Source organism: Stenotrophomonas sp. GD03958, assembly GCF_029839005.1.
Taxonomy (GTDB): domain Bacteria; phylum Pseudomonadota; class Gammaproteobacteria; order Xanthomonadales; family Xanthomonadaceae; genus Stenotrophomonas; species Stenotrophomonas hibiscicola.
On record NZ_JAOBZT010000103.1, the window covers coordinates 1 to 10,668 of the forward strand.

The following is a 10,668-nucleotide window of genomic DNA, read 5'->3' on the forward strand; positions in this document are numbered from 1 at the left end:
CCGGCGGGTCAGATGTCGGTGTGGTGATGCGGCACGGCGGCAGGCAGCGGGTCATGCCCTCCCACGAAGTGACGCACCACGGGGGCGCGCTCGCCGCGATGCAGCTCCCGCAGCACTTCCTGGATGGCCTTGTCATCCGCAGTGATGCGCTCGTGCTGGCGCAGGTGCTCCAGCCACGACGGGGTCACGAAATACTCCAGGTGGATGCCCGGGCTGGCCACGTCCTCGACGACACCCCAGACCACCGCACCGTCGCGGCGACGGATCGTGCCCAGCGCGCGCATCTGCGCCTGGAACTTGGCACGGTCAGCATCGTCGATGCGGTACTCGATGGTAACCAGCACCGGCCCCCGATCATTCGACACCGGCACCGACAGTTCCGGCGCCGGCCAGTGCCCGGCCGGACGCAGGTTCAGATCCTCGGTGCCAGCAATGCGCACGCGCCACACCAGCAATCCGCCGATCACCGCACCTGCGGCAGCCACCAGCAACGCCAGCTCCGGCGACGTACGCTGTGCGAGCGCGCCCCAGCTCAGGCCGCCGGCGGCCATGCCGGCAGAGAACACCATGATGTACAGCGCCAGCGCACGCGCACGTACCCATGCCGGAACCGCAGTCTGCGCAGCGATCTGCAGCGACGACAGCACGGTGATCCACGCAAATCCATTGACCAGCATCACCACCGGAAGCACGTACCAGCTGCGGGTCAGCGCCAGCCCGACCAGGCTCAGGGCCAGCGACAACGTCGCCAGCAGTACCAACAGGTCACGATCCAGTTGCGCACGCAGCTTCGGCAGCAGCAGCGCACCGCCCACTGCGCCGATGCCGATGCAGCCCAGCAGCATGCCGTACTGCCCCGCCCCGCCATGCATCTGCCCACGCACCACCACCGGCAACAGCGCGTTCATCGCCGCGGCAAAGAAGAAGAAGCCGACCGACTTGATCAGCACCGCCTGCAGCCGCCCGGCGCGGCTGGCGTAACGCAGGCCCGCCTTCAAGCCGGCACCGAAACCTTCCGGTGGCAGGCTGGACTGCTTGGGATCACGCGTCCAGCCCCACACCACGAACAGCATCGCGGCGAAGGTGATGGCGTTGAAGCCGAATGCCCACACCGCACCCAGCTGCGCCACGATCACGCCACCAATGGCCGGGCCGATCGAGCGCGCGATGTTGATGCCGATCGAGTTCAGCGCCACCGCCGAGGCCAGCATCGGCTGCGGTACCAGCTCGGAGACAATGGCGGCCTGCGCGGGCATTGCCATCGCCGCACCACAGCCCATGCAGAAGGTCAGCAGCACCAGCAACTGCGGGGTCAGCAGGTCCATCGCGGTCAACGCGGCCATCGCTGCGGCCACCAGCAGCATCCAGCCCTGGGTCGCCAGCAGGTACTTCCGGCGATCGACAATGTCGGCCAGGGTGCCGGCAGCGAGCGCCAGCAGCACGATCGGCACCGTGGTGGCCGATTGCACCAGGGCCACCATCAACGGCGAACCGGTGCGTTCGGCCATCACCCAGGCGGCGGCTACATCATTGACCCAGGTGCCGATGTTGCTGGCCAGGATTGCCAGCCAGATCGAACGGAACATCTGGATCTTCAGCGGGGACCAGGCGCCTGCGGCCTGTGTGGAGTGTTGCGACGCGGTTGCGTTCACCATTGCCATGCTCCAACGATCGAGGCGAACAGCGTGTCCTGGCCTCCGGCCTGCTTCAGTGCAGGACCGGCGTCGACCCAGGCCAGCTGCAGCTGCCATTGCCAGTGTTTGCTGGCCTGCCAGCGGGTTTCAGATTTGTACTGGGTGCCGATGCGGCGCGCGCCACCGGCGCTCCCCGGCAACGCCAGCAGCGGTGCCGGTGTGGTGTAGACCGCATCGGCACGACGCTGCTTCCACGCCATCTGTACGCCCAGTTCCGTGGTCACCGCATGATGCAGGCGCAGGGTCAGGGTCGGTTGCAGGTCCATCAGGTTGGCCGGGGCCAGCAGGCTGGCCTCGCTGAAGTAGGCCGATTTAGGGAACAGTGCATTGAAGGTTCCCAGGTGGCCGTCATGCAGCTTGCCGTCGCCACTGGCGATATCCGCCTTCAGCCCCAGCCGCGGTTGCAGCGGCCGCTCGGTCCAGCGCCAGCCGGTGTCGGTGGCCAGCGTCCAGGCGCGGACATCCAGCGTGCCGGCAACCGTCTGCAGTTCACCGCCCTGCGCCACCAGCTCGCTGTTCCAGTCCAGCGCACCGAACTGGCCGAACCAACGCGCACCGAGGGTCTGCCGTCGCTCGGTACCGGAGCCCGCCGCAAAGCGCGCGCCTTCACGACGGTAGTCCAGCAGGTACAGATCCCATTGCCCTGGGCCACGACCCCGCGCGGTGGTCGCATACGCGCCCCACAGGTGGGCACCGCGTTCGCCGCGGTCATCAAAGGCGCCGGGTCGGTTCTCCAGCGGTCGCAGCGCCATCAGGTCCAGCGTGCCGAGGCGGCCTTTCCAGCCTGCACGGGCGCCATCGAATGCCAGCCGGATGTTCGGCCCATCGCGCACCGACAACAGCCGCGAACTGCCATAGCCGGCTTCCTGCCGACCGAGTTGCAGATGGAACCCACCGCGCTGCCAGCGCCAGTAGGCCTGCTGCACGTCCAAGGCGCCACTGTCGGTACGGCCCGGGCCGCCTGCCTTGCCATTCTCGGCATGCACGCCCAGCTGCAGCCGTGCCTGCCAGTTGTCCTCGACATACGTGGCCGACGCCAGTGCACGCAGCAGGCCGTAGCCGTCTTCACTGCCGCCGATACCGAATCGGGCCGGGTCGTAGTACATCCCCCTGAGGCGCAGCGAGGCGTCCCATTGCAGTTGCCCGCCGCTCACGTCGGCGCAGCGGGGGGCGTCACAGGCCAGCGCCATCCATGGCATGGCCAGCAGCGCCAGGCTCAGAACGCGAAGCACGAGCATCCCATCGCACCCCAGAAGGCGCTCAGGTCGTCGGTGGGCGCCGCATGCAGCGCGGCATGGCCGTGAGCACCATGCGTACTACAGGCCACACCGTGATGGTGGCGATGCGCGACGGCTAACCCGGTGGCGGCACCGCCGACGTGGTAGCCACCGAAGCGGTTGACCGGCGACCAGTCCGGCATCGCCGGCGGCAGCTGCGGCGCCAGGCCGGCGTAATCCCCGTCGGCGTGCACGATGCGGCCGCCGACCACGGTCAGCAGGCTGGTGATGTCGGCGATCTGCGCGTCATCAACGCGGAAGAAGTCGGCCGAGAGCAGGATGAAATCAGCCAGCTGGCCAGCTTTCAGCGTGCCCTTCACCGCTTCGTCGCCGGAGAACCAGGCACTGCCCTGCGTCCACAGGCGCAACGCCTGCTCGCGTTCCAGCAGGTTCTCATCGCCATACAGCGCCAGCCCGCCCACGGTGCGCCCGGTCACCAGCCAGGACAACGCCACCCACGGGTTGTAGCTGGCTACGCGGGTGGCGTCGGTACCGGCGCCGACCGGTACGCCTTCGGCCAGCATGCGCTTGACCGGCGGCGTATGCCGCGCAGCCTGTACGCCATAGCGCTCGACGAAGGCCTCGCCCTGGTAGGCCATGCGGTGCTGCACGGCGATACCGCCACCCAGCGCACGGATGCGCTCGATGTTGCGTGGGGTGATGGTCTCGGCGTGGTCGATGAACCAGTGCAGGCCATCGAACGGCACCTCGCGGTTGACCTGTTCGTACACATCCAGGATGCGCGTGATGCTCTCGTCGTAGGTGGCGTGGATGCGGAAGGGCCAGCGCTTCTCGACCAGCAGCTTCACCACGTCGTGCAGTTCCGGCTCCAGCTCCGGCGGCAGTTCCGGGCGCGGCTCGTTGAACAGTTCGAAGTCGGCGGCGGAGAACACCAGCATCTCGCCCGCGCCGTTGTGGCGCAGCAGGTCATCGCCCTGGCGCGGCTGCAGGATCTCGCTCCAGCCACGGAAGTCATCCGCCTCCTTCCCCTTGTTCTGGGTGAACAGGTTGTAGGCGATGCGCACCGTCAGCTGGTCATCGCGATGCAGCTGCTCGATGACCTGGTAGTCCTCGGGGTAGTTCTGGAAGCCACCGCCGGCGTCGATCACCGAGGTGATGCCAAGCCGGTTCAGTTCGCGCATGAAATGGCGCGTCGAGTTGGCCTGGTACTCGATCGGCAGGCGCGGGCCCTTGGCCAGCGTCGCGTACAGGATCAGCGCATTCGGCTTGGCCAGCAGCAGCCCGGTCGGGTTGCCCAGCGAATCGCGCACGATCTGCCCGCCCGGTGGATCCGGCGTTTCCTTGCTGTAGCCGCAGGCGCGCAGCGCGGCGCGGTTGAGCAGCGCGCGGTCATACAGGTGCAGCAGGAACACCGGTGTATCCGGCGCGATGTCGTTGAGCTCCTGCAGGGTCGGCAGGCGCTTCTCGTTGAACTGCGCGGCAGTGAAGCCACCAACCACGCGTACCCACTGCGGTGCAGGCGTGCGGTCGACCTGGGCCTTCAGCATGTCCAGGGCGTCGCCAAGCGAACGCAGGCCGTCCCAGCGCAGCTCCAGGTTGTAGTTCAGGCCACCGCGGATCAGGTGGGTGTGGCTGTCGTTGAGGCCGGGCAGCAGGCGCCGGCCCTGCGCGTCGATCAGCGTCGCTCCATTGCCCCAGCCGCGCATGATGTCCTCGTCGCTGCCGACGGCGACGATGCGGCCCTCCTGCACGGCCAGTGCCTGGGCGTGCGGCTGCTGAGGGTCGAGGGTGGTGATGCGGGCATTGCGGATGACCAGGGTGCTCATGCGACGCTCCTTGGAAGTGGAATCGAGTGCGGCACCGGCGCGACCGGCCAGGCCGAGCGCAACCGCGGCACCGCTTGCCAGCACCACGTTGCGGCGGCCGTGGTCGAGGGGATCGTGGCTCAAGTGAAATCTCCCGGAAAGTATTGGCCGTCCAGCGCCCAGTTGCCGGGCCCGGCCAGCGCGATGGCCAGCAGCACCGTGGTCCACATCAACGGGTACTCACTGCCACCGCGCATCCAGAACCAGCCCCTGGGCACGGCCAACAGTGCGGTGAAGCCGATGAAGGCGGCCGCCGCAAGCGCGGCGATGCGGGTCTGCCATCCCAGCAGCACGGCCAGCCCGGACAGCACCTGCAGCAGGGACAACAGCAGCGGCAACGGCGCCACTGCCGGCAGCCCGAAACCGCGCAGCTCGGTGGCGAAGCCGGCCAGCCCCGGTCCGCCGAACCAGCCAAACAGCTTGCCCAGCGCGTGCGGCAGCAGGAAGCCTCCTGCCGCCACGCGCAGCATCAGCAGGGCCAGGTCAAGGCCATGGCCGGCCAGCATGCTCAGTGCCCGCCTTCCTGCGCGCCGAACATGCGCTTGGCATACTGGATGCCGATGCCGTAGCCGCCGGCGTGGTCGCGGGCGATGCCGGTGGTCAGGTCGTAGGTTTCACCCCGCGCCCAGTCGCGCTGCAGCTCGAGCAGGTACTGCACGCTGGTCATCGGAACCGCGCCGGCCTGCACCATGCGGGTGATCGCACGCTCGTGCGCTTCTTCGCTGACATCGCCACAGGCATCGGTGATCACGTAGACCTCGAAGCCCTGCGCCAGCGCAGACAGCGCCGGACCGACGATGCAGACGCTGGTCCATAGGCCGGCAAGCACCAGCCGACGCCTGCCGATGCGGTTGATCTCGTCGATCACCGGCCGGTCTTCCCAGGTATTCATCGACGTGCGGTCGAACACCGGCTGGCCGGGGAAGATCTGCGGCAGTTCCGGGAACATCGGCCCGGAGAACGACGCTTCGGCGACCGTGGTCAGCACCACCGGCACCTTGAACCCCTTGGCGCCCTTGCTGATCAGCGACACGTTGTTGCGCAGCGTGGAGATATCGATGGTGTGGGTGGCGAACGCCATCTGTGACTGGAAATCGATCAGCACCAGGGCATGGTCGGTGGGCGAAAGCAGGGCCGGGGCGGGCGTGGCGGTGGCATGGGTCATGGATGGACTCCGTTGGAAACACGATCAAGGGGAAGCGACAGGGCGGCATCGCCGGCCAGGTACTGGCCGGGGCTGCAGCCGGTCTCCGCGCGGAAGCTGCGGACGAAGTGGCTCTGGTCGAAGAAGCCCAGCTGCTGGGCCAGGCACGCCATCGGCAACTGCGCGCCAGGCAGCAGCTGGCGTGCGCGTTCGATGCGGCGACGGCGCACATAGCGCAGCGGGCTGGCGCCGGTGCCGCTACGGAACAGGCGCACAAGGTGGAAGCGGCTGACGCAGGCGGCGGCCGCCAGTTCGGTGACCCGCAGCGGCTGCGACAGATGCTCATCGACATAGCGCAGGGCGCGCTGCAGTGCGGCGGCCTGCTGCGGTGCCAGTGGCGCGGCGGGCGGATCGGGCGGAGTGACGGTGGCCATGCGGGGCGCCGCGAGGGGGTGCCCCATGGTGCGTGGCCGTTGCGCGATGCCCTACCCCCGTCGGTCGAGGCCGGCACCTACCCGAATGGGGGAGGCCGACGGCCGAGCAGGCGGCGCCCGAACAGGCACGCATCCAGTGAATAGGCCCCCGGCCCCACAAGCAGCAGCGCCGGCGGCAATGCCACCAGTGGCCAGGGCGCCTGCTGCGCGAACAGGCCCACGGCCGCCGTGAGCGCTGCCAGTGGCGTCAACATACCCAGTGCAAGCATGGCCGCTGCAAGCAGGCACAGCGCCGACCACCCACTGCCCTGAGCATCCGGCGCGCACAGCGCGGCGGTCACGCACAGCCGGAACCACAGCAGGCCGATGCCCGGCCCCCGATCAGGGAACATCACGAACAGGCGCTGCATGGCCAGGTTCCAGGAGGAGATGCCGGCGTGATAGCCGACCGCAGCGGCCACCGCCTACCCCGTTCGGGTCACCCCGGGCTGCCCCACACCTGCCAGAATGCGCGCCATGCGTGGCCGCCCCTTCCCGTTCCTGCGTCGCCTGCCGGCGCTGCTGACGTGCCTGCTGCTGTTGACCGCCCTGCCCGCCCTTGCCGTGCAGCGCCCGCCGGTGAGCGGCGGGCTGCCCGATTACGAACATACCGCCTGGCGTGTCGGCCAGGGCGCCCCAGGCGATATATGGGACATTGCCCAGGACCGTGAGGGCCTCTTGTGGCTGGCTACCGGCTCGGGCCTGTACCGCTTCGATGGCCGTCGCTTCGAACGGCAGGCAGCGCCCGTCGGTAGCCAGTTCCCGTCCACCAACATGGTCACGCTGGCGCATGCCGCCGACGGCGCCCTGTGGATCGGCTACTTCCAGGCCGGCATCAGCCGCTTCGCGCAGGGACGGCTGCACAGCTACGGCCGTGAGCAGGGGGTGCCGGTCGGCGTGGTGCCGCGCTTCAGCCAGGATCGCGATGGCCAACTCTGGGCGGCGATCAATGGCGGGCTGCGCCGCTTTGACGGACACCGCTGGCAGCCACTGCCGGCCGCTGCCGGCCTGCCCGAGCACCGTGTGCAGTGGGTGCTGCACGACAGCCGGGGCAGGTTCTGGGTGCTGGCCGGCCTGAAGATCTGGATGCGCGCGGCGGGCCAGACCGCGTTCGAGGACACCGGCATCGCGGTCTCGCAGATGGCGACGCTGGCCGAAAGCCCGCAGGGTGAAGTGTGGCTGGCCGACCGGGTGCGCGGCACCTCGCCACTGGCGAACGCGCAGGGTCTGCTGGCAGACAGCGAACGTGAGGCACGGCGGCTGCCGGAACTGGTCGCTGCGCGCCTGCAGTTCACTGCCGATGGCGCGCTGTGGGCCACGATGAGTCCGCACGGCGGCGTTGCCCACATCACCTTCGCCGGCACCCGGGCCGTGCGCATGGAACGCTTCGATTCGCCGCAAGGACTGACCGCCACCTCGGCTGTGCCAATCATCGTCGATCGCGAAGGCAATCTCTGGGTTGGCACCAATCTCGGCCTCAACCGTTTCCGCGCACGCAGCGTGCACACCCTGGCGGTGGGTCCAAGCGATCCCTACCGCTCGCTGGTACGGGCCAGCGATGGCCGCGTGTATGGCTATGGCGAAGACCTCAAGCCCTACGACCTGCGGCGCACCCTGCTGGATGGCAGCGCCACGCTGCTGCAGGCTGCCGCGCGCCAGGCACCCACGCCGATCTGGCAGTTCGACTGGGTCAACCTCGCGCGCACGGTCGCCGGCCACACCACATTGATCCCGCTGCCGGCGCCGTTCACCGGGCAGCCGCTGCATGCCCTGTTGTTCCCCGATGACGGACAGGCCTGGGTCTGCACCGGCGAACGCGGGGTGCTGCACTACCAGCATGACCAGTGGCAACGTGAAATCCGCCTGCCCGAGCAGGCCTGCTCATCGCTGGCGCTGGATGCCGATGGCCAGCTGCTGCTCGGCTATGCCGATGGCCGCCTGCGCCGCCTGGGTGCGAATGGCACCGAGAGCTTCGACTCCGGGGACGGCCTGTCGGTAGGGCCGATCACCGCGATGCTGCACCACCGGGACCTTCTGCTGATCGCCGGCGAGGCCGGGCTGGCAGCACGCCTGGGCAATGGCCGTTTCGTTCCGGTGCGCACTGACATGGCCGGCGTACTGGAAGGCATCACCGGCATGGTCACCGATGCACATGGATACCTGTGGCTCAACGGCAGCCGTGGCCTGGTTCGCCTTGAAACCGGCCTGCTGCGCCGCGCCGTGCGCAGCGGCCTGCCGGTCATGCCACGCCTGTTCGACGCAGCTGACGGCATGCCGGGCATTGCCCTGCAGAGCGGACCGATCGCCACCGCAACGCTGGCCGACGACGGCCTGCTGTGGTTGGCCACCAACCAGGGCCTGGCCTGGCTGGACACCACCCGCTCGCACGTCAATACGATGGCTCCCAGCGTGCGCATCGGCGAGGTGCTGTATGGCAGCGAGCACGCGCCGCTACGCGATGGTCTGCGCCTCCCGGCCGGCACCAGCCAGCTGCAGATCGATTACGTGGCGCTGTCGTTGGCACGTCCGGAGCGCAACCGATACCGCTACCGCCTGTCGGGCGTGGATGACGGCTGGCAGGACGCTGGCAGCAGCACACGTGCGTATTACACCAACCTCGCGCCCGGCAGCTACCGGTTCGAGGTGGAAGCCGCCAACGAGGATGGCATCTGGAGCACCGCACCGGCCAGCCGCAGCTTCCGCATCGCTCCCACCTTCATGCAGACCCTGTGGTTCAAGCTGCTGTGCACCGCCGCCGTGCTTGCACTGCTGGTGCTGGCCGTACGCATCCGCAGCGGCCAGCTGGCAGCCTTGTTCCGCGCGCGCCTGCAGGAGCGCAACGGCGAACGCGAACGCATCGCGCGCGACCTGCACGACACCCTGCTGCAGGGTAGCCAGGGCCTGATCCTGCGCCTGCACGCGATCAGCCAGTCAGCGCAGACGCCGGAACCGGTGCGCAGCCAGCTTGAGTCAGCGATGCAGCTGGCCGAGCGCAACCTGGCCGAGGGTCGCGAGCGGGTCAATGCGCTGCGCGAGGCGCCGTTCGCGGGCCGCGACCTCGCTTCGGCGCTGGCCGACGTGCACGCCGAATACGCCGGGCATGGCATCAATCCCCTGCGCCTGACCGTGGAAGGCGCGACGCCACCGCTGCAGGCCGACGCGGCCGAGGAGGTGTTCCTGATCGGGCGCGAGGCCATCCGCAATGCGCTGCGTCATGCCAACGCCAGCGCCATCGAAGTGGAACTTTCCTACGGAACGCGCTGCTTCCTGCTGCACGTGCGCGATGATGGCGTCGGCATCGCCGACGAGAATGCCGGGCATGGCCATTGGGGCCTGCAGGGCATGCGTGAGCGCGCCCAGCGCCTCGGCGCGGAACTGCAGCTGTGGACCCGCCCCGGGCTGGGTACTGAAGTCGCGCTGGCGGTTCCCGCCCGTCGCCTGTATCACCGCCGCCGATCGCGTTGGCGCTGGCCCTGGAGTAGAAGCCACCATGACTGAGTCCCCTGCCCCGATCGGCGTGCTGGTGGTCGACGACCACCCGCTGCTGCGTGACGGTCTGGCCGCGCTGCTGGGCGCCCATTCCGACCTGCGCCTGCTCGGCGAGGCCGCCGATGGCGAGGAAGCCATCGAGCGATATCAGCAGCTGCAGCCGGACGTGGTGCTGATGGACCTGCAGATGCCGCGCCTGGATGGTGTGGAAGCCATCGTGCGGATCCGGGCGCTGGACCCACGCGCCCGCATCATCGTGCTGACCACCTATCGCGGTGACGTACGTGCGGTGAGGGCACTGCAGGCCGGCGCCAGCGCGTATCTGCTGAAGGACATGCTGCGCCACGAACTGGTCGACACCATCCGCATGGTGGCCGGTGGCCGCCGTGCGCCGATTCCTCCAGCGGTGGCCGCCAGCATCGCCGCGCATGTGATCGAAGACCGCCTGTCACCGCGCGAGACCGAGGTACTGCGGCACGTGGCCGGAGGGCTGTCGAACAAGCGCATCGGCGAGCGCATGCAGATTTCGGAGCAGACGGTGAAGGCGCACATGAAGAGCCTGATGGACAAGCTCGGTGTGGGTGATCGCACCCATGCGGTCACCCAGGCGCTGCGGCGCGGCATCATCAGCCTGGACGACAGCGGGCACGATTAGGGGGGGGGTTCGGCAGGGCTTGCAGCCCTGCACCCGCGGTAGTGCCGGCCGCTGGCCGGCAACCTCAACAGCAAAAGCGGGCTTTCCGTGGGATGGCGCGGCGGTGTCGG

Annotated in this window: 9 protein-coding genes; 2 read left to right on the plus strand and 7 right to left on the minus strand. The window is 68.8% G+C overall.

The annotated features are described in order from the left end of the window. Window positions 1-8: 8 nt before the first annotated feature. The 7 genes from N5C25_RS19305 to N5C25_RS19335 all read right to left on the minus strand — a co-directional run bounded on the left by N5C25_RS19305 (window position 9) and on the right by N5C25_RS19335 (window position 6,785). Window positions 9-1,655 (minus strand): MFS transporter, encoded by a 1,647-nt coding sequence (locus N5C25_RS19305; RefSeq protein WP_058982417.1) that lies wholly within the window; start codon window positions 1,653-1,655, stop codon window positions 9-11. Then, complete coding sequence (locus N5C25_RS19310) at window positions 1,649-2,932, minus strand: alginate export family protein (protein WP_279937678.1); 1,284 nt, start codon at window positions 2,930-2,932, stop codon at window positions 1,649-1,651. The genes N5C25_RS19305 and N5C25_RS19310 overlap by 7 nt, the downstream gene beginning before the upstream one ends. Next, window positions 2,911-4,758 carry an amidohydrolase gene (locus N5C25_RS19315; RefSeq protein ID WP_262213951.1) on the minus strand — a complete coding sequence of 616 codons (1,848 nt, stop codon included), beginning with the start codon at window positions 4,756-4,758 and terminating at the stop codon, window positions 2,911-2,913. The genes N5C25_RS19310 and N5C25_RS19315 overlap by 22 nt, the downstream gene beginning before the upstream one ends. A 119-nt stretch (window positions 4,759-4,877) precedes the next feature. Then, complete coding sequence (locus tag N5C25_RS19320) at window positions 4,878-5,303, minus strand: DoxX family membrane protein (RefSeq protein WP_155029733.1); 426 nt, start codon at window positions 5,301-5,303, stop codon at window positions 4,878-4,880. 2 nt (window positions 5,304-5,305) lie between these two features. Beyond that, on the minus strand, window positions 5,306-5,962 hold the full coding sequence (locus N5C25_RS19325; RefSeq protein ID WP_058982411.1) for a hydrolase: 657 nt from the start codon (window positions 5,960-5,962) through the stop codon (window positions 5,306-5,308). Next, entirely contained in the window at window positions 5,959-6,402 is a 444-nt protein-coding gene (locus N5C25_RS19330) for an AraC family transcriptional regulator (RefSeq protein ID WP_058982409.1), read from the minus strand. Before N5C25_RS19330 ends, N5C25_RS19325 begins: the two co-directional genes overlap by 4 nt. Before the next feature lie 50 nt (window positions 6,403-6,452). Then, complete coding sequence (locus N5C25_RS19335) at window positions 6,453-6,785, minus strand: hypothetical protein (RefSeq protein ID WP_019659977.1); 333 nt, start codon at window positions 6,783-6,785, stop codon at window positions 6,453-6,455. Window positions 6,786-6,882: 97 nt separating this feature from the next. On the opposite strand from N5C25_RS19335, the gene N5C25_RS19340 reads away from it, so the two are divergent. Then, on the plus strand, window positions 6,883-9,912 hold the full coding sequence (locus tag N5C25_RS19340) for a sensor histidine kinase (protein ID WP_279937680.1): 3,030 nt from the start codon (window positions 6,883-6,885) through the stop codon (window positions 9,910-9,912). Further along, the gene (locus tag N5C25_RS19345; RefSeq protein ID WP_279937681.1) at window positions 9,905-10,558 is read left to right on the plus strand and encodes a response regulator transcription factor; all 654 of its coding nucleotides are present in this window, start codon (window positions 9,905-9,907) and stop codon (window positions 10,556-10,558) included. Before N5C25_RS19340 ends, N5C25_RS19345 begins: the two co-directional genes overlap by 8 nt. The last annotated feature ends 110 nt before the right edge of the window (window positions 10,559-10,668 follow it).